This window comes from Bradyrhizobium sp. NBAIM01 (assembly GCF_020194115.1).
Classification (GTDB): Bacteria; Pseudomonadota; Alphaproteobacteria; order Rhizobiales; family Xanthobacteraceae; genus Bradyrhizobium; species Bradyrhizobium yuanmingense.
In genome coordinates this window covers 329,520-346,550 of sequence record NZ_JADYVU010000006.1, presented here as the reverse complement: position 1 = coordinate 346,550, position 17,031 = coordinate 329,520, and the positions used below count along the sequence as shown (strand labels likewise).

General features: G+C 64.8%; 20 protein-coding genes. 10 read left to right on the top strand and 10 right to left on the bottom strand.

Annotated elements, in window-relative coordinates; translation table 11 throughout:
• Positions 1 to 542: 542 nt before the first annotated feature.
• Positions 543 to 758 (bottom strand): hypothetical protein, encoded by a 216-nt coding sequence (locus I6F31_RS21980; protein ID WP_036012594.1) that lies wholly within the window; start codon positions 756 to 758, stop codon positions 543 to 545.
• A gap of 653 nt (positions 759 to 1,411) precedes the next feature.
• Between I6F31_RS21980 and I6F31_RS21975 the strand changes: the two genes are divergently transcribed.
• From I6F31_RS21975 to I6F31_RS21965, 3 genes are all read left to right on the top strand, one after another.
• Entirely contained in the window at positions 1,412 to 1,999 is a 588-nt protein-coding gene (locus I6F31_RS21975; protein ID WP_036012580.1) for a formyltransferase family protein, read from the top strand.
• A gap of 240 nt (positions 2,000 to 2,239) precedes the next feature.
• Complete coding sequence (locus tag I6F31_RS21970) at positions 2,240 to 2,590, top strand: hypothetical protein (RefSeq protein ID WP_036012597.1); 351 nt, start codon at positions 2,240 to 2,242, stop codon at positions 2,588 to 2,590.
• Positions 2,535 to 3,080 carry a hypothetical protein gene (locus I6F31_RS21965; RefSeq protein ID WP_036012583.1) on the top strand — a complete coding sequence of 182 codons (546 nt, stop codon included), beginning with the start codon at positions 2,535 to 2,537 and terminating at the stop codon, positions 3,078 to 3,080. The genes I6F31_RS21970 and I6F31_RS21965 overlap by 56 nt, the downstream gene beginning before the upstream one ends.
• A gap of 51 nt (positions 3,081 to 3,131) precedes the next feature.
• Here I6F31_RS21965 and I6F31_RS21960 read toward each other — a convergent pair whose 3' ends face one another.
• Complete coding sequence (locus tag I6F31_RS21960) at positions 3,132 to 3,530, bottom strand: RidA family protein (protein WP_036012586.1); 399 nt, start codon at positions 3,528 to 3,530, stop codon at positions 3,132 to 3,134.
• Positions 3,531 to 3,683: 153 nt separating this feature from the next.
• Between I6F31_RS21960 and I6F31_RS21955 the strand changes: the two genes are divergently transcribed.
• Together I6F31_RS21955 and I6F31_RS21950 are read left to right on the top strand one after the other, a co-directional pair.
• Positions 3,684 to 4,559: a DMT family transporter gene (locus tag I6F31_RS21955; RefSeq protein ID WP_036012600.1), complete on the top strand. Its 876-nt coding sequence runs from the start codon at positions 3,684 to 3,686 to the stop codon at positions 4,557 to 4,559.
• Between the two features lie 201 nt (positions 4,560 to 4,760).
• On the top strand, positions 4,761 to 6,194 hold the full coding sequence (locus I6F31_RS21950; protein WP_225149981.1) for a caspase family protein: 1,434 nt from the start codon (positions 4,761 to 4,763) through the stop codon (positions 6,192 to 6,194).
• A gap of 191 nt (positions 6,195 to 6,385) precedes the next feature.
• On the opposite strand, the gene I6F31_RS21945 is transcribed toward I6F31_RS21950, so the two are convergent.
• Positions 6,386 to 6,625 carry a BrnA antitoxin family protein gene (locus tag I6F31_RS21945; RefSeq protein WP_036012607.1) on the bottom strand — a complete coding sequence of 80 codons (240 nt, stop codon included), beginning with the start codon at positions 6,623 to 6,625 and terminating at the stop codon, positions 6,386 to 6,388.
• Positions 6,626 to 6,628: 3 nt separating this feature from the next.
• Entirely contained in the window at positions 6,629 to 7,606 is a 978-nt protein-coding gene (cysK, locus tag I6F31_RS21940; protein ID WP_036012610.1) for a cysteine synthase A, read from the bottom strand.
• 222 nt (positions 7,607 to 7,828) lie between these two features.
• Between cysK and I6F31_RS21935 the strand changes: the two genes are divergently transcribed.
• A complete protein-coding gene (locus I6F31_RS21935; protein ID WP_036012613.1) occupies positions 7,829 to 8,047 on the top strand; it encodes a hypothetical protein in 219 nt (72 codons plus the stop codon).
• Positions 8,048 to 8,062: 15 nt separating this feature from the next.
• On the opposite strand, the gene tgt is transcribed toward I6F31_RS21935, so the two are convergent.
• Positions 8,063 to 9,208, bottom strand: coding sequence for a tRNA guanosine(34) transglycosylase Tgt (gene tgt, locus I6F31_RS21930; protein ID WP_036012616.1), 1,146 nt, complete (start codon positions 9,206 to 9,208; stop codon positions 8,063 to 8,065).
• A 215-nt stretch (positions 9,209 to 9,423) separates the two neighbouring features.
• Between tgt and I6F31_RS21925 the strand changes: the two genes are divergently transcribed.
• The 4 genes from I6F31_RS21925 to I6F31_RS21910 all read left to right on the top strand — a co-directional run bounded on the left by I6F31_RS21925 (position 9,424) and on the right by I6F31_RS21910 (position 13,631).
• Positions 9,424 to 10,608, top strand: coding sequence for a patatin-like phospholipase family protein (locus I6F31_RS21925; protein ID WP_225186081.1), 1,185 nt, complete (start codon positions 9,424 to 9,426; stop codon positions 10,606 to 10,608).
• A 135-nt stretch (positions 10,609 to 10,743) separates the two neighbouring features.
• Complete coding sequence (locus tag I6F31_RS21920; RefSeq protein WP_225186108.1) at positions 10,744 to 11,490, top strand: TetR/AcrR family transcriptional regulator; 747 nt, start codon at positions 10,744 to 10,746, stop codon at positions 11,488 to 11,490.
• Between the two features lie 254 nt (positions 11,491 to 11,744).
• Complete coding sequence (locus tag I6F31_RS21915) at positions 11,745 to 12,347, top strand: PepSY domain-containing protein (RefSeq protein WP_225186080.1); 603 nt, start codon at positions 11,745 to 11,747, stop codon at positions 12,345 to 12,347.
• Between the two features lie 258 nt (positions 12,348 to 12,605).
• Positions 12,606 to 13,631: an aspartate-semialdehyde dehydrogenase gene (locus I6F31_RS21910; protein ID WP_109143684.1), complete on the top strand. Its 1,026-nt coding sequence runs from the start codon at positions 12,606 to 12,608 to the stop codon at positions 13,629 to 13,631.
• A gap of 120 nt (positions 13,632 to 13,751) precedes the next feature.
• On the opposite strand, the gene queA is transcribed toward I6F31_RS21910, so the two are convergent.
• From queA to coaD, 5 genes are all read right to left on the bottom strand, one after another.
• A complete protein-coding gene (gene queA / locus I6F31_RS21905; protein WP_225186079.1) occupies positions 13,752 to 14,825 on the bottom strand; it encodes a tRNA preQ1(34) S-adenosylmethionine ribosyltransferase-isomerase QueA in 1,074 nt (357 codons plus the stop codon).
• 144 nt (positions 14,826 to 14,969) lie between these two features.
• Entirely contained in the window at positions 14,970 to 15,434 is a 465-nt protein-coding gene (locus I6F31_RS21900) for a peptidylprolyl isomerase (protein ID WP_018642141.1), read from the bottom strand.
• Positions 15,431 to 15,856, bottom strand: a complete 426-nt coding sequence (locus I6F31_RS21895; RefSeq protein WP_036028153.1) for a hypothetical protein — start codon at positions 15,854 to 15,856, stop codon at positions 15,431 to 15,433. Before I6F31_RS21895 ends, I6F31_RS21900 begins: the two co-directional genes overlap by 4 nt.
• A gap of 8 nt (positions 15,857 to 15,864) precedes the next feature.
• Entirely contained in the window at positions 15,865 to 16,428 is a 564-nt protein-coding gene (locus I6F31_RS21890) for a peptidylprolyl isomerase (RefSeq protein WP_036012644.1), read from the bottom strand.
• 39 nt (positions 16,429 to 16,467) lie between these two features.
• Positions 16,468 to 16,962, bottom strand: coding sequence for a pantetheine-phosphate adenylyltransferase (coaD, locus tag I6F31_RS21885; protein ID WP_036028155.1), 495 nt, complete (start codon positions 16,960 to 16,962; stop codon positions 16,468 to 16,470).
• Positions 16,963 to 17,031 lie beyond the last annotated feature (69 nt).

Sequence of the window (17,031 nt, the reverse complement as noted above, 5' to 3'; positions counted from 1 at the left end):
ACGTGCCCCGTGCGGGTAGCACTGTCCCTGCGAGTAATTGTAATCATAGCCGTCCGGACAGAGCCCGCCGCGTCGTGCGTAATATTGAGGGCGACCGTAAGCGCCGGGCGCGTGCGCACGATTCGGGTAGCACTCGCCTGTCGAGTAATTATAGTCGTAACCGTGCGGGCACAGGCCACCACGGCGCCCATACCCCGAGCCGTGGCCCCCGGTGTAGACACCCGGCGCGTGACGGTCGTTGGGATAGCAGCGGCCGTTCGAGTGGTTGTAATCGTAGCCGTGTGGACATTGCCCGCCCGGACCGCCCCTGAACTGAACCTGCTCCACCATGGGCGCTGTCGGCGCCGCAGGCACGGTTGCAAGCGCAAGCAGGCCGGCCAGCGCAAGTTCGATCATGACGATTCCTTCAAAACACGGGACAAGAGGATTCGCGTCCCACGAAACGACATGGCAATTGACGCATGGCTGGCCTGAACCCCGCATGAACCGGGCTCGGACTGCGACAATGCGTCAACGCCAGGCATCGCGCACGATGCCGACGTCTAGATCGTGGACTTATCCGACTTGAGCCGGCTGAGCCCCGCCTCGATGATCGCGATCTCCTCGTCGATCTGACCGATCGGCAGGCTGAAATCATAGCCGGACCGGCTCTTCAGATCGACCGCGAGCCGCTGCCTGTGCATCATCAGCTCGTCGAGTCCACGGCGGTTCTTCAGACGCACATAGGCGTCGACGATCTGCTCGATCGCGTTCGGCATGAGATCTGTCCCGGCGAAAAGGCCCGGCGGCGCGCCCACGCCGGCGGACGATTTCGGTGTCGCGGTACGCAATACAAATCCGCGACGGATTCGTCGATACGCCAAGCTGGTTGAGATCGTGTTACCGTTCGATGATTTCGTCAGTCGTGGGCATGAAAGGCCGCCGGCGGCCAAAAGCCGGGGTCGAAAACGGATGCGGGTTTGAAATGTCACCAGCCCCGGTTGGCGCAACCTTATCAGCCAATCCGAGTCAGCCAATCCGAGGCATCTCTGTTAAGAACGAAACACAGGAACCCGCTACAGGCTCTCGTCCACGACGCAGGGCCCCAGGCAACGGTAGGCGTCCGAGATCGGCGCCACCTGATGGCGCAACGCCGGTCGGGACCGCCGGGTAAGGCCCGCCAGCTTGGGCCGAAGTGGCCGCCAGCAGTGTCGCGACAGCGAAAAACCCGACGCTGCGCATTGCCTTCGCTCCCAAGCCGATGTCATGCCCGCTTGGAAGGCGCCGGACGGCTCGACGGCGCAATCCCGGCGTTCGCGCAAGCGGCGCCCGGCGCATTGTTGATAACCCACGCAAACGCTGCGCGGGTGGTGACAGGGCATGCGGACGTGTTATCGGGGGATGACGCAGTTGCGAGACGGATCGGACACCCATGCGAATTACCCTCGTCGGCTCCCGCCATTTTGGCGTGACCACCCTGAACATGCTCCGGGAGCACAGCGTCTCGGTCGTCCGGGTCGTGGTGGCGGACGCCGACGACCGCCTCGCCGCGGCGGCCAAGGCGGCGGGCATCGAGGTGCAGGTGCAAGCCAATCCCAAGCTGGTGGTGGCCTCCGAGATCGCCCCGGACACCGATCTGATCATCACCGCGCACAGCCATGCCAGGATCGGCAAGGATGCGCTCGCCGCCGCCAGGCTCGGCGGGATCGGCTATCATCCCTCGCTGCTGCCGCGCCACCGCGGCAAGGCCGCGGTGGAATGGACCATCAAGGAAGGCGACCCCATCGCTGGCGGCACGATCTACCATCTCGCCGACCGCATGGATGCCGGCGCGATCGCCGCCCAGGACTGGTGCTTCGTCAAGAAGGGCGAGACCGCACGAGAGCTTTGGGAGCGCGCGCTGGCGCCGCTCGGGCTCAAGCTGCTGGCCGACGTGATCGATTACGCCAAGGTCCACAAGGCGCTACCCGCCAAAGTCCAGGACGAGCAGTTCGCGACCTCCGCGCCGAGCCTCTCCTGAGCCAAGATCCTCTGAGCCAGCCCTCTGAGCCGAAGTCTCCTGGAGCAAGCTCTTTCCGAGTCGTCCTGACGTTTACCCTTAACGTGCGGCGCCCTTGATTCTGCTTCGAAAATTGGAGCCAAAAGCGCAAATAAACCATTGTTCCCAAAGGAACAATTTTCGCTTTGGCATCGCAACAAATTTCCGTCACATTTCGTCCGAATAAGCGTCAACAACTCAGACACATTCAAGGACGAATTCATGCGTTTTGGTCGCATTGCGGTGTTCTGTGCCGCCCCAGTTCTCGCTGGCACCCTCGCCGCCCCCGCCTTCGCCCAGAATCCCTATGACGGCAATTGGCAAGTCACCATCGTGACCAAGAGCGGTTCGTGCGAGCCGACCGCAAGCTCCATGCTGACGGTTGCCGGCGGCAAGATCACCGCGCCCGGCGCTAACGTTTCCGGCACCATCGGCAGCGGGGGACTTGTGAAAGTTTCGATCAATGGTGCATATGCCAACGGTCAACTCAGCGGCAACGCCGGATCGGGGAAGTGGAATGGAGCATCTGCAGGCATACCGTGCAGCGGGCGGTGGGAAGCATCGCGCCAATAAACCAATTGAGGCTCGCGCCCGGAACCGGCGGCTGCTGATCGCGGCCGCCGTTTTGTTTGGGGCTGGGATCGCCGCGACCGAAAGCAGTGCCCAGTCGGGTCCGTTCGCCCCACTGGCGGGCAGCTGGAGCGGCGGTGGCACGGTCACGCTGGATGACGGCTCGACCGAGCGGATCCGCTGCCGGGCCAAATACGCTCCGATCGGACCGACCATGGAGATGTCGCTGACCTGCGCCAGCGATGCCTACAAATTCAACCTCGGCGCCAACGTGAAGGCCGAAGGCGGCGCCATTGCAGGCAGTTGGTCCGAGACCAGCCGCAACATCTCCGGTTCGCTCCAGGGCCGCGGCAGCGGCGGAAGCTACGAGCTGGTGGCCTCCACCGCGGGCTTCAACGCCAACATCTCTCTCAAGACGTCCGGCAACAAGCAGAACGTCACGATGCGCGCGGACAGTCAGTTCCGCGGCGCGCACATCTCGATGTCGAAATAAGACGCTAGCTCACGCGACAATCGATCCGGCGCCCGCGCCGGATCGATTTTTTTATGGGCCGGGCACGAACGCCGTGACCTCGATCTCGACCTTGGCACGCTCGTCCACGAGGCCTCCGATATAGAGCAGCGTCGAGGGCGGAAAATTGCGGCCGAGCGTTTCCTTCCAGGCCGCGCCAATGCCGGCACCTGCCGCTTCGTACTCGGCGCGGCTGGTCAGGTACCAGGTCAGGCGGACGATGTGCTCGGCGCCGGCACCGGCCTCGCCCAGCAGCTTGACGATCCGCTTCAGCGCCGTCGCGACCTGGGCTGCCATGTCGGGATCGTAACTGCCGGCCTCGTCGCCCCCGGTTTGGCCGGCGAGTACCACCCATCGGCCCGGCCCCTCGGTCACGACGCCGTGGGAAAAGCCGCGCGGTTTTTTCCACTCGGCCGGCTGCAAGATGCGCATGGGCAATGTCTCCCGATCTTTGTCGTTGTTCGCTGATGCCTTAGCATGCCGCCCAGCATCGCTGCATCCGCAGATTTGGCCGTTGCAAACGGCGGCAATGTCGCCGATACCGGCCGCCCCTCCTCTGTCCATCCCTTTCCGTATCCGCCGCAGATGAGCACCACACCGTCGAAAATGATGGCTGCACTGTGGATGGCCGGCTGGCTGTCGCTGATGCTGATCATGGCGGTGGCCGGGCGCGAGACCACGCGCGAGCTGAATGTTTTTCAGATCATGGAAATGAGGTCGCTCGCCGGCTTCGTCTTGCTCTCACCGATTATCTACCGCGCCGGCGGCTGGAAGGTACTCAAGACATCGCGCCTGCCGCAGCATGTCGGCCGCAATTTGGTGCACTATGTTGCCCAACTCGGCTGGTTCTTCGCACTGACACTGATCCCGATCGGCCAGGTGGTGGCAATCGAGTTCACCATGCCGATCTGGACGGCCGTCCTCGCGGCGAGCTTCCTGTCCGAGCGGATGACGCCATGGAAGATCGCCGCCATCGTGCTCGGCCTCGTCGGCGTCATCGTCATTGTTCGCCCCTCGACCGGGGAGATCAATCCGGGGCAGCTCATCGCGCTTGGCGCCGCCATGGGATTTGGCGTCGCGATGGCGCTGGTCAAATCGCTGACCCGCACCGAGAGTGCGCTCTCGATCCTGTTCTGGATGCTGGTGGTGCAGTCGGTTGCGGGCTTCATTCCGACGCTGTTGGTCTGGACGTGGCCGTCGCTCTATGTCTGGGGCTGGGTCGGCGTGATCGCCGTCTGCGGCACGTTCTCACATTATTGCCTGGCCAGTGCGATGCGCTACGCTGACGCGACGGTCGTGGTTCCGATGGACTTCCTGCGGGTTCCACTGACTGCAACTGCCGGTTGGCTGTTGTATTCCGAGCGGCTCGACGCCTGGACCGTGCTCGGCGCCGCGCTGATCCTGTTCGGCAATTTACTCAATTTGAAGCCCGCTTCGTCGGTTCCCGCCCGGGCCAGGTGAACCTCGCGCCGTCTCGCGCGACAAAACCAAGTGGCCGTGTGATTTGGATCACGTTGGAGCGACACTCCATCGTGCACATTCGGCCACACAGCAGCGGGTTGAACGCAACGGACTGCCGTTTTGGTGGCGCGAAGTCGGGCACTTCGTGTAGGTTCGTGGCCGATTTGTTGCTGCCTGCAATTCGATTCTGGGGATTTCAGAATGCGCTATCTCACCCTCCTCGCTTCGCTGATGTGCATGGCGCTGTCGATCAGTGCCGCCAAGGCTGACCGCCGCGTCGCCTTCGTCGTCGGCAACGGCTCCTACAAGAACGTCGCGCAATTGCCGAACCCGCCGATCGACGCCAAGGCGATGGCGGCCACGCTGCGCAATGTCGGCTTCGAGGTGATCGAAGGCTCCAATCTCAGCCGCGACCAGATGACCGAGAAGCTGCTTGATTTCGGCCGCAAGGCGCAAGGCTCCGATATCGCGCTGTTCTATTATGCCGGCCACGGCATCGCCGTCAGCGGCACCAATTACCTGCTGCCCGTCGATGCCGACATCAAGTCGGAGATGGACGTCAAGCTGGGCGCCGCCATCAACATCGACCTGACGCTCGAGCAGACCATGGGCGATGCCAAGGTCAAGCTCGTCTTCCTCGACGCCTGCCGGGACAATCCGTTCGCCGCGAAGATCAAGTCGAATTCGGCGACCCGCAGCGTCAACGTCCAGAGCGGCCTCGCCGAGATGAAGTCCGGCGAAGGCACGCTGATCGCGTTCGCCACCGGCCCGGGCCAGACCGCACTCGACGGCCAGGAAGGCAACAACAGCCCGTTCACGCGGGCGTTGATTGACAACATCACCAAGCCCGGCGTCGAGATCCAGCAGGCCATGACGTCGGTGCGCGCTCAGGTCAATGAAGAGACCCGCAAGGGCCAGCTGCCCTGGGGCCACACCAACCTGACCGGCTCCGTCTATCTCAATCAGGCGCCGACCACCCAGGTCGCCGCTGCGGCCCCGACCGCGACCGGCATTGTGCCGGCGGCGACCGGAAGCTCGGACGGTGTCGAGCTCGAATACTGGCGCTCGGTTAAGGAGTCCAATAAGGCCGAGGAGCTCAATGCCTACCTCACCGCTTACCCGAACGGCCAGTTCAAGGCGCTGGCGCTGGCGCGGCTAGCGGCGATCAAGAGCGGCCCCTCGACCGCGACCCGCACGCTCAATGCCGGCGTCGATCCCGCCACCTTCACGGATGAGGCTACCCAAGTGACCGAGGACCAAATCGGTCTCGACAAGAACAAGCGTCGCGACGTGCAGCGTCGACTCACGGCGCTCGGCTTCGACACCAACCAGACCGGCGTCTTCAACGACGAAACGCGGTCCGTGCTCAAGCGCTGGCAGACTGCGCGCGGCTATCCCTCGTCGGGTTATCTCAACAAGAACCAGCACAAGGCCCTGCTCTCGGAAATCGTGGCTGCCCCGGCAACGGCGAACGACGGCAGCCAGAAGCCGGCTCGGCGCGCCGCCACCGCCCCGGCTCAGAGCAGCGCGCCGGCACCGGCTCCCCAGCCACGCAGCAATCCCGGCGATGCTGCCGGTGCGGCCTTCGTCGGTGGCGTCGTCGGCGGCATGATGGGCGGCATGTTCCGCCGCTGAGAGCGAGACGGATCCCAGACGACAGAAGCCCGGCTCGCGCCGGGCTTTTTCGTTTGTGATCCTCATGGTGAGGAGGCGCGAAGCGCCGTCTCGAACCATGAAGGCGCGCCTCGACCAGCGGGGCCTTCATCCTTCGAGACGCTTGCTTCGCAAGCTCCTCAGGATGAGAAGCTACAGCCCATCCGCGAAGTCTACTTCCCTGCCACCTTGCGCAGCGCCTCGTTGATGCGATCCTGCCAGCCGGGACCGCCCTCCTGGAAGAACTCCAGCACGTCCTGGTCGATGCGCAGCGTGACCTGCTCCTTGATGCCGGGCACGGCGTTTTGCTTGGGCGGCGCCGTGGCGACCTTGGCCGTCACCTTCTTGAACGCCGCCTCGGCCTCGGTCCTGGCATCGCCCAGCGTGCGCGGCCGTCTCGGTTGATCCGCCATGTCCTAGATTCCCTCAAACAGAGCCGTCGAAAGATACCGCTCGGAGAAGGACGGCACGATCGCCAGGATGGTCTTTCCGGAAGCTTCCGGCCGCTTGCCGATCTCGAGTGCGGCGGCGATCGCGGCGCCCGAGGAGATGCCGCCCGGAATGCCCTCATGCCGCGCCAGCGCGCGCGAGGTCTCGATCGCCGTGGTCGAGTTGATCTTCACGATCTCATCGATCACGGAGCGGTCGAGGATGTCAGGGACGAAGCCGGCACCAATGCCTTGGATCTTGTGCGGAGTATGCTGTCCCCCCGAGAGCACCGGGCTCTCCTCCGGCTCGACCGCGACCACACGCAAGCCCGGCTTGCGCGGCTTGAGTACCTGGCCGACGCCGGTGATCGTGCCGCCGGTGCCGACGCCGGCCACGAAGAAGTCGATGCTGCCGCCGGTGTCGTTCCAGATCTCCTCCGCGGTGGTGCGGCGGTGCACCTCCGGATTGGCGAGGTTCTTGAACTGCTGCGGCATCACTGAATTCGGCGTCGTCTTCAAGAGCTCCTCGGCGGCCGCGATGGCGCCCTTCATGCCCTGCGCCGCCGGCGTCAGCACCAGCTCCGCGCCGAGAAAGGCCAGCATCTTGCGTCGCTCGATCGACATCGATTCCGGCATCACCAGCTTGAGCCGGTAGCCGCGGGAGGCCGCGACGAAGGCGAGCGCAATGCCGGTATTGCCGGAGGTCGGCTCGATCAGCACGGTGTCCGGCTTGACGATGCCCGCCTTCTCCATCGCGATGATCATGGCCGCGCCGATGCGGTCCTTCACGCTCGCGGCAGGATTGAAATATTCAAGTTTTGCCAAAATGGTCGCGTTCACGTCGTGCATGCCGGGCAGCCGGCGCAAGCGCACGATGGGCGTGTTGCCGAAGGCATCGACGATCGAGTCATAGATCCGGCCACGGCCGGGTTGGTGCGCTGCACCCGTGTTGGACGATACGTCCATGATGAACTCCCTGTGGCGACGATCTGCACGTCTGTCGCGGCCCTGCGCAGTTACGGACAGCTTGCGGCGACACGCAAGCGGCTATGCAGCACATGTTAAATACGCTGCATCGCAAAATCGCGTGAGCTTTAATTAGCAGAAAACCAACGCATTTGTGTTGCGACCTCGTCAACTGATTCTGCTTATGTTAGACTTAGGTCTCAAAGCAGGGAGGTCACCACGATGTCAGCGGTTGCTGAAGTGATGTCGACCGTAGTGCTAAGGCGTGATCCGCGTTGCAGCGAGTTGCCGACCTGTCCCGTCTGCGCCGACTCCATGGTCGCCGCTGAAGCATCTGCCTACGTCTCGGACCACATCATCAGCTACCTCTGGACTTGCGACAATTGCGGCTACGGCTTCGTGACCAAGCATGCCGTGAAGCGGCGGCTCGTGTGCAACTGAGTTTGGACTGTTGAGCTATCGCGGGGCGATATCGCCCCTCGCCCAGTCCGCGCGCGTACGCTGATAGAACTCCTCGAAATTTCCTTGCGCGATCGCGTCCCTGATGCCCTGCATCAGGGACTGGTAGTACGCGACATTGATCTCGGACAGCAGCATCGCGCCCAGCGTCTCGCCGGCCTTGACGAGATGATGCAGATAGGCGCGCGCGCAGTTCCGCGTCGACGGCCATGAGCTCTCTTCATCGAGCGGGCGTGGATCGTCGGCATGGCGCGCGTTGCGCAAATTGACCTGGCCGTAGCGCGTGAAGGCGACGCCGTGCCGGCCGTTGCGGGTCGGCATCACGCAGTCGAACATGTCGATGCCGCGCTTCACCGCCTCGAGGATGTCGTCGGGCGTGCCGACGCCCATCAGATAGCGTGGCCGCTGCTTCGGCAGCAGCGGCGCGGTCTCGTCGATCATCGCCAGCATGACCGCCTGCGGTTCGCCGACGGCGAGCCCGCCGATCGCATAGCCATGGAAGCCGATCCCGACCAGGCCTTGCGCGCTCGCATGGCGCAGCTCGGGCACGTCGCCGCCCTGCACGATGCCGAACAGCATGTAGCCATCCGGGGCGTTCGCGAAGGCGCGCTTGCTTCTCTCCGCCCAGCGCAGCGACAATTGCATCGCGCGCTCGATGTCGGCGCGCTCGGCAGGCAACCGTACGCATTCATCCATCTGCATGGCGATGTCGGAGCCGAGCAAACGCTGCACCTCGATCGACCGCTCCGGCGACAGCTCGACCTTGGCGCCGTCGATGTGCGAGCGGAACGTGACGGCGTGCTCGCTGACCTTGCGCAAATCCGCCAGCGACATCACCTGGAAGCCGCCGGAATCGGTCAACATCGGTCCGTTCCAGCCTGTGAACGTCTGCAGGCCGCCGAGCGCCGCGATCCGCTCGGCGCTTGGACGCAGCATCAGATGGTAGGTGTTGCCGAGCACGATGTCGGCGCCGGCATCGCGCACCTCGCGCCAGTGCATGCCCTTCATGGCACCGGCGGTGCCGACCGGCATGAAGGCCGGGGTCCGCACCACGCCATGCGGGGTGGTCAGGCGCCCGGTGCGCGCCGCCCCGTCGGTGGCGAGCAACTCAAAGTGATTGGGAAGGTCATTGTCGGGATTCATGGCGGTGCTTATTGCGTGTCGGAGCAGGCTGATCAACCCGCCGACCGCGCTCGGGCCGGTTTGTGCATCAGACTGGACAACGATCCACACAAGGATCGTGTGCCCGCACCCTTGTCAAACGAAACGATACAGTGTAGTTTTTGTCTGGGGGCTGGAACGAGATGCCGCGGCGAACTTGCCGGCGGCGGTAGATGCGTGATCGCCAGCCACCGACAATGCCGTACCCTTCGTGTTCGACCGACGCATCCGTCTCCTCGCGTGACCGGATCAGGCAGACTGGCGTCGGCCTGATCGGATCGGTGGTCCTGATCTGCAGCCTGGCGCTCGGCGCCTGCACCGCCCTGCCCCGCACGCCCTACACAGCCGCTGAAGCCAGCGCCTCGCGCGTGCTGGATATCGACGGCCTCCGGCGCTACGCCGACGAGCCGGTCACCAAGTTCAGCTTCGATAAAGACAACAGCACTGCGACGAGAACCTATCTGGCGCTGTCCGGCGGCGGCGCTGACGGCGCCTATGGCGTCGGCGTGCTCAACGGCTGGACCGCGGCCCGAACCCGCCCCACCTTCTCGGTCGTCTCGGGAGTCAGCACCGGCGGCCTGATCGCGCCGTTCGCGTTTCTCGGACCGCAATATGACGACACGCTGAAGGAGGTCTACACCAGCGGCATCGCGGAGAGCCTCCTGAACGATCCCAGCATCATGCGCGTGCTGTTCGGATCCGGCCTGTTCGGCAACACGCGGCTGCGCGAGCTCGTTGCACGCTATGTCGGGCCCGAGATCATGGCACAGGTCGCGCGCGAGCACGCCAAGGGCCGCAGGCTGCTCGTGGTGACGACCGACCTCGACACGCAGCGCACCGCGATCTGGGACATGGGCAAGATTGCCGCGGTCGGAACGCCCGAGGCGCTCAAGCTGTTTCGCGACGTGATGGCGGCCTCCGCCAGCATTCCCCTGGTGTTTCCGTCCATCATGATCGATGCCGAAGGCGGGGGCCGCAAGTTTCAGGAGATGCATGTCGATGGCGGCGTGACCGCGCCGGTGCTGACCTTGCCCGAAGCTCTGCTGTTCCAGAGCGGCCGTCTGCCCGGCAATGCGAAGGTGGACATCTACATCCTCGTCAACAAGAAGATCGAACGCAACTTCGAGCTCGTCTCCAACGGCACCATCGACGTCGCCTCGCGCAGCCTGTCGGCGATCACCCAATCGCAGACGCGCTCGATCATCTTCTCGACCTACGATTTCGCCAAGCGCAACCGGCTGGGCTTCCATCTCTCCTACATCGCGCGCGACTATCCTGCGCCGCCGTCGGAAGGATTCGACACAACCTATATGCGGGCGCTCTACCAGTACGGATACGAGAAGGCTGCATCCGGCCAGGCCTGGACCTCGACGCTGCCGTGATCCCTCGTGACGGAACGAGGCAATACCGAAACCGTTGACGATATGGCCAATTCGGCCAGATTCGCGATGACGCCTCCGCTCCTGCGCGATATAGAGCGAATGACCGATATCACGACCGCGCAGGAATCATTGGGCATGGGATTGACTGCGACCAGGACAAGACCGGCAGCGCCACGGCGCGAGGCGCCGAAATCGCGTGGTGGCCGGCCGACGAAGACCGCTGCGATCGAGCGCGATCTGCGGCTGATCGAGGTCGCCACCCGCCTGTTCCTGGACCGCGGCTTCGATGCGACCTCGCTCGATGCGGTCGCGGAAGCTGCGCGGGTCAGCAAGCCCACCGTCTATTCCCGCTATGGCGACAAGCGCGGTCTGTTCGCGGCCGTGCTGAGGCGCGAGATCGAGCGCTGGCTTGCGCCGCTGTCGGCGGCGGCGGAGACGCAGCTCTCCAGCGCCTCGAACATCCCGGTCGAGCAGCGGCTGGTCGAGATCGGACGCGAGATGCTGACCTTCACCTGCGGCCCGGATGCCGTCGCCTTTAGCCGCATGATGACGGCACAGGCCATCAACTTCCCCGACGTCGCCAAGCTCGGCAAGGAGGAAGGCTGGCTGAAGGCCGTCGCCACCACGGCGCGCTTCTTCGACCATCTGGTGGCGCAAGGCGCGCTCGATGTCGACGACACCACCATCGCAGCCGAGGTGTTCCTCGACGTCGTCGTCGGCCACACCCATCGTATGGCGACGTTCGGAACGGCGCTGGAGCTGAAGGCTGCCGAAAAGCGCATGCGCGCGGCGATCAAGCTGTTCCTGGCCGGCGCGCTGGGACCTGCCGACCGCGTCCAGGACACCTCGAAACTCGCGCCACGGCGACGCTCCTCCCGCTGACAATTCCGTGAGCTTGCGTGCTTTCCCCAGGGGGCGACGGTGCGGCGTCATTGACCGAAATAAAACGATACGGTATGGTTTAGTTATAAGGCGATGCGGACCGCTTTTTTCACCAGCCCCAAAGGAGGCCCGTATCACCCAGATCGCCGCGGCGGGTACAGCCTGCCGCGGCGCTCCGCGGCCGGCCGATGCCCAAGGCCGGCCGCGAATTCTTTACGATCATCCGGCACACTCGCTGGCCGAGGGTTTCGAGCATGACGACTGCCAAACGATGGACCTCGCACCTGCTTGCGATCGCATTGCCCGCGCTGCTCATCGCTGCGCCGGCACATGCTGTCGTGACCGCGAGCACGCCGACCGCGCTTCACAGCGACACAGATGGTGATGCCGAAGCGGACCGCCAGGCAGTCAGCCGCGAAATAGAGCGATTCCGCGGCTCCTCGATCACGATCAGCCAGGCCATGGCGATTGCCGAAGCCCGCCATGCCGGCGCCACCACCGCCGATGTGAGCTTCGATGGCGGCTCGGGCGTGCCGGTCTACCGGGTGAAGACACTGCACAACGACCGGATCTGGCGCCACACCATCAATGCTGCGACCGGCGAACTGGTCGGCGGGGAAGCGGCCCTACCCCTCACCGAGCTCGACCGCGAGGACCGCAGCAACCTCGCAGCGCTGGGTGCGATCAGGCACCGCCTCTCCGATGCCGTACGCGTCGCCGAGCGCGCCGCCGCAGGCAAGGCCATCAGCGGCGGGCTGGTCCGCGAGCGCGGCCGGCTGAACTTCTCGATCGTCGTCGTCAGCGGCGACGACCTCAAGGAGGTCACCCTGGAGCCGCCTGGCGCCAAGGGGAAATAGCGGGTGCCAAATAGCGGCAGGCTGCCCCCGGCATCGGCCGGGCCGAAAAGCCATTGACGGCCGCAAGACTCTCCCGCATAAGTCGCCGCCATGTTCACGACCACCAAACGCACGACCAAAACCACCACGGCCGAAGGGGCCCGGGGAGGCGTGCGCGCGTAGGTCGTCGACTTAAACGCATCAGCTCTACGGCAAGCCCCGCCCTCGATGGTCCGGGGCTTTTTTGTTGTCTAAATTCTCAATGCAACGGAGGACAAAGTGAGTAACGATCCCGTCGTCGCGATTGTCGGCGTCACCGGTGCGGTGGGCGCCGAATTCATCGCCACCATGGACAAGCGCGGCTTTCGCGTCGGCAAGCTCAAGGCACTGGCGAGCGCCCGCTCGGCCGGCAAGACGGTGTCGTTCCGCGGGCAGAGCGTGGCCATCGAGGAGTTGACCGAGCGCTCCTTCGACGGCGTCGACATCGCGCTGTTCTCCGCCGGCGGCAGCATCTCCAGGAAGTATGCACCGATCGCGGTGAAGGCCGGCGCCGTCGTGGTCGACAATTCCTCGGCCTTCCGCATGGACCCAAACGTGCCGCTGGTGATCCCCGAGATCAACGCGAGCCGCATCCGCGACCACAAGGGCATCATCGCCAACCCGAACTGCGCCGCGATCACCGCGCTGGTGCCGCTGTGGCCGATCCACCAGAAGAACCGCATCAAGCGCGTGATCATCTCGACCTATCAGGCGGCCAGCGGCGCCGGCGCCGCCGCGATGGAGGAGCTCGTCGAATCCACCCGCGCCAACCTCAACGGGCAGGTCTATACGCCGAAGGTGATGCCACACCCCTACGCCTTCAACCTGTTCAACCACAACACCGCCATCGACCCCGAGACCGGCTACAACGACGAAGAGACCAAGGTCATCAAGGAGACCCGCAAGATCTTCGAGGACGACAGCATCGCCGTCGGCGTCACCTGCGTGCGCGTGCCGGTGCTGCGCGCCCATTGCGAAGCCATCACCTTCGAATGCGAGAAGCCGATCAGCGAGGACCAGGTCCGTGCCATCATGGCGCGCGCGCCCGGCGTCAAGGTGGTCGACGACCGCGCCAAGAACTACTTCCCGATGCCGATCGACGCCTCGGGCCAGGACGACGTTCTGGTCGGCCGCATCCGCAAGGATCTCAGCGACCCCTCAGGCCATTCGATCTCGATGTTCGTGGCAGCCGATCAGCTGCTCAAGGGCGCGGCGCTGAACGCCGTGCAGATCGCCGAGCTGTTGCCGCAGAAGGTGATGGCGTAACGGGAGGTGCGTAGGGTGGGTTAGCCTAGCGGATGCGCGAAGCGCGGCCGCTGGGCGTAACCCACCTCTTTCATATCCGCGGAAACAGAAGCGGTGGATTACGCTGACGGCTAATCCACCCTACGGGACCGCTCGAAACAGCAAACACGCATCGCCATACGAATAGAACCGGTATCCGCTCGCGATCGCGTGCGCATAGGCCTGCTTCATCGTCGCGAGCCCGGAGAAGGCCGACACCAGCATGAACAGCGTCGACTTCGGCAAATGGAAATTCGTCATCAGAATATCGACTGCGCGGAAGCGGTAGCCGGGCGTGATGAAGATCGACGTCTCGGCGGCGAATGGCTGGATCGTGCCGTCCTCGCGCGCTGCGCTTTCGAGCAGCCGCAATGACGTTGTGCCGACGGCAATGATACGGCCGCCAGTCTTCCGCGCGGCGTTGAGCCGCTCCGCCGTTGCGGCCGAGATCGTGCCCCACTCGGCGTGCATCTTGTGGGCTTCGGTGTCGTCGACCTTCACCGGCAGGAACGTCCCTGCCCCGACATGCAGCGTCACGCGGTTGAGGCCGACGCCGCGCGCGTGCAGCGCCTGCTCCAGCGCGGGCGTGAAATGCAGCCCCGCGGTCGGCGCTGCAACTGCGCCTTCATTCGCCGCGAACATGGTCTGGTAATCAGCGAGGTCCTGATCGTCTGGCGTGCGCTTGGAGGCGATGTAGGGCGGCAGCGGCGGGCTGCCGAGATCGGCGATGGCCTGGTCCAGCGCCGGGCCGTGGAACGAGAACGACAGCGTCACCTCGCCCTCGGTGCCCTTGGCCTCGACCTCGGCGTCGAGATGGCCGAGCAGGCAGACCTTGCCGTCGTTGCCGAAGCGGATGCGGTCGCCGGGGGCGAGCTTCTTGGCCGGCTTCACCAGCGCCTGCCAGCGCGAGCCGTCGAGGCGCTTGATCAGCGTCGCCTCGATCTTCGGCTCGGTGTCGCGGCCGATGCGGCGGCCCTTCAATTGCGCCGCAATCACCTTGGTGTCGTTGACGACGAGCTGGTCGCCGGGCCTCAGCCATTGCGGCAGGTCGGAAATGATCTGATCGCGCAGCGCGCCATTCTCGACGACCAGCATCCTCGCGGAATCGCGCGGGCTCGCCGGGCGCAGCGCGATGCGCTCGGGCGGCAGATCGAAATCGAAGAGATCGGTGCGCATGAGCAGGCTTGGCGCGACACAGCCAGACCCTCATGGTGAGGAGGCGCTTAGCGCCGTCTCGAACCATGAAGGCCGGGTTGCAGCAGTGGGGCCTTCATCCTTCGAGACGCGCGTTCCGCGCTCCTCAGGATGAGGATCGAGTGACTATTCCTTGTCCGCGGCCATCCGCGCCTTGACGATCTTGTCGGGGTTCTGCACCGGCTCGCCGCGCTTGATCTTGTCGACGTTCTCCATGCCCTCGGTGACCTTGCCCCACACCGTGTACTGGTTGTCGAGGAAGCGGGCGTCGTCGAAGCAGATGAAGAACTGGCTGTCGCCGGAATCGGGATTGGCGGCGCGGGCCATCGAGGCGGTGCCGCGCACATGCGGCTCCTTGTTGAACTCGGCCTTCAGCTTCTTGCCGGAGCCGCCGGTGCCGGTGCCGTGCGGGCAGCCGGTCTGCGCCATGAAGCCCTCGATCACGCGGTGAAACACGATGCCGTCGTAGAAGCCCTCACGGACCAGCTCCTTGATACGCGCGACATGGCCGGGCGCGAGGTCGGGGCGCATCTCGATGGTGACGGGGCCCTGCGTGGTCTCGAGGATCAGGGTGTTTTCGGTGACGCTCATGCTCGTCTCTCTTGCGTTGGGGGTGAAGTCTTGTCGGGTGACGTCTTGCGGCTGCGGAACTGGATCGCGAATGGACGTCCCGCGGCGGCGCCGGCCATTGCATCGGTAAATGGCACCGGCGTGCAGCGTTGCAACGCCTCCATCACCGCGATCCGGTATTGCAGCCGGTCGTTGTCAGAGGCCTCCGCGGATTCATAGGTAATCCTCGGATGGCCCAGAATGTTTCCGGCCCGGTTAAAGCTCACCAGGACGGTGATGTCGAGTGGGCGGGCCCTCGCCGGCGACGGCGGTCTCCAGCAGGTGCGCAGGTGCCGGAAGATGTCCTGGATCGTGTCGACCTGGGCGGCCTCCACGGCCGCACGGGAGGTGGCGAGCAACAGCACCGCGGCAACCAGCAGGAGCCTGCCACCGCGGCGCGCCATGGCCGCGCCTATTTGATGTCTGAGGCGACCTGCACCTTCACCATCTTGTCGGGATCGGTGACGGAGCCGCCGGGCGAGCCGGGGGGCGCCTTCTTCAGCTTGTCGACGACGTCCATGCCCTGCACCACCTCGCCGATCACGGTGTACTGGCCGTCGAGGCTGCCGCCGTCGGCGAACATGATGAAGAACTGCGAGTTGGCGCTGTCGACGCTGTCGCCGCGCCGGGCCATGCCGACGATGCCGCGGGCAAAATGCACCTTGGAGAATTCCTGCTTCAAGTTCGGGTATTTCGAGCCGCCGGTGCCGTTGCCGTTCTGGCCGTCGCCGGTCTGCGCCATGAAGCCGTCCATGACGCGGTGGAACGGCACGTTGTTGTAGAAGCCTTCGCGCGCCAGCTGCTTGATGCGTTCGGCATGCTGGGGCGCGATGTCGGTCCTGAGCTTGATGACGATGCGGCCCTTGGTGCTGTCGATGACGATGGCGTTGGCCTTGTCGAGATTTGCCGGCAATTGCTGCGCCACCGCCGGCGCCGCGAACAGAAGCGCGGCAAGAACTGCGAGAATTCGGATCATGACAACTCCGGATCAGAGAGAAGAGGAAGCGCGCCGTTTTCAGGCGAATTTGGCCTTGAGCTGTGCCGCGACCTGCGGCGGGACGAAGGCCGAGACGTCCCCGCCCATGCCGGCGATCTGGCGCACCAAAGTGGCGGTGATCGGGCGGACCATGGGAGAGGCCGGCAGGAAGACCGTATGCACCTCCGGCGCCATGGCCTCGTTCATGCCGGCGAGCTGCATCTCGTAATCGAGGTCGGTGCCGTCGCGCAGGCCCCGGATCATGATGGTCGCGCCGTGCTTGCGCGCCGCGGTCACCGACAGATCGTCGAACGTCGTCGCCTCCAGCACGCAGCCGGCCTGCGCCGCGATCGGACCGCAGACGTCCTCGAGCATCTTGAGGCGCTCCTCGGTCGAGAACAGCGGCTTCTTGCCGGGATGCACCCCGATCGCGACCACGAGCCTGTCGCACAAGGAAACGCTGTGCCGGACCACGTCCAGATGGCCGTTGGTGATGGGGTCGAAGGAACCTGGGTAGAAGGCGATGCGCGGCATGGCCCCGTCCTACCGCGCCCCGCCCGGGCCGGCAAGCCGGGCAGGTTCCTAGCCCGTTTCCGGTCCAGC

What these genes read in the sequence shown, in the direction of transcription:
- I6F31_RS21925 (WP_225186081.1), top strand. Translation starts at nt 9,424, where the DNA reads ATGCCGTACCCTTCGTGTTCGACCGACGCATCCGTCTCCTCGCGTGAC.
- I6F31_RS21920 (WP_225186108.1), top strand. Translation starts at nt 10,744, where the DNA reads ATGGGATTGACTGCGACCAGGACAAGACCGGCAGCGCCACGGCGCGAG.
- I6F31_RS21965 (WP_036012583.1), top strand. Translation starts at nt 2,535, where the DNA reads ATGGAGCATCTGCAGGCATACCGTGCAGCGGGCGGTGGGAAGCATCGC.
- I6F31_RS21970 (WP_036012597.1), top strand. Translation starts at nt 2,240, where the DNA reads ATGCGTTTTGGTCGCATTGCGGTGTTCTGTGCCGCCCCAGTTCTCGCT.
- I6F31_RS21945 (WP_036012607.1), bottom strand. Translation starts at nt 6,625, where the DNA reads ATGGCGGATCAACCGAGACGGCCGCGCACGCTGGGCGATGCCAGGACC.
- I6F31_RS21960 (WP_036012586.1), bottom strand. Translation starts at nt 3,530, where the DNA reads ATGCGCATCTTGCAGCCGGCCGAGTGGAAAAAACCGCGCGGCTTTTCC.
- I6F31_RS21950 (WP_225149981.1), top strand. Translation starts at nt 4,761, where the DNA reads ATGCGCTATCTCACCCTCCTCGCTTCGCTGATGTGCATGGCGCTGTCG.
- I6F31_RS21975 (WP_036012580.1), top strand. Translation starts at nt 1,412, where the DNA reads ATGCGAATTACCCTCGTCGGCTCCCGCCATTTTGGCGTGACCACCCTG.
- I6F31_RS21895 (WP_036028153.1), bottom strand. Translation starts at nt 15,856, where the DNA reads ATGGCGCGCCGCGGTGGCAGGCTCCTGCTGGTTGCCGCGGTGCTGTTG.
- cysK (WP_036012610.1), bottom strand. Translation starts at nt 7,606, where the DNA reads ATGGACGTATCGTCCAACACGGGTGCAGCGCACCAACCCGGCCGTGGC.
- coaD (WP_036028155.1), bottom strand. Translation starts at nt 16,962, where the DNA reads ATGCCGCGCATCGCCTTCTACCCAGGTTCCTTCGACCCCATCACCAAC.
- I6F31_RS21955 (WP_036012600.1), top strand. Translation starts at nt 3,684, where the DNA reads ATGAGCACCACACCGTCGAAAATGATGGCTGCACTGTGGATGGCCGGC.
- I6F31_RS21900 (WP_018642141.1), bottom strand. Translation starts at nt 15,434, where the DNA reads ATGAGCGTCACCGAAAACACCCTGATCCTCGAGACCACGCAGGGCCCC.
- I6F31_RS21980 (WP_036012594.1), bottom strand. Translation starts at nt 758, where the DNA reads ATGCCGAACGCGATCGAGCAGATCGTCGACGCCTATGTGCGTCTGAAG.
- I6F31_RS21915 (WP_225186080.1), top strand. Translation starts at nt 11,745, where the DNA reads ATGACGACTGCCAAACGATGGACCTCGCACCTGCTTGCGATCGCATTG.
- tgt (WP_036012616.1), bottom strand. Translation starts at nt 9,208, where the DNA reads ATGAATCCCGACAATGACCTTCCCAATCACTTTGAGTTGCTCGCCACC.
- I6F31_RS21935 (WP_036012613.1), top strand. Translation starts at nt 7,829, where the DNA reads ATGTCAGCGGTTGCTGAAGTGATGTCGACCGTAGTGCTAAGGCGTGAT.
- I6F31_RS21890 (WP_036012644.1), bottom strand. Translation starts at nt 16,428, where the DNA reads ATGATCCGAATTCTCGCAGTTCTTGCCGCGCTTCTGTTCGCGGCGCCG.
- queA (WP_225186079.1), bottom strand. Translation starts at nt 14,825, where the DNA reads ATGCGCACCGATCTCTTCGATTTCGATCTGCCGCCCGAGCGCATCGCG.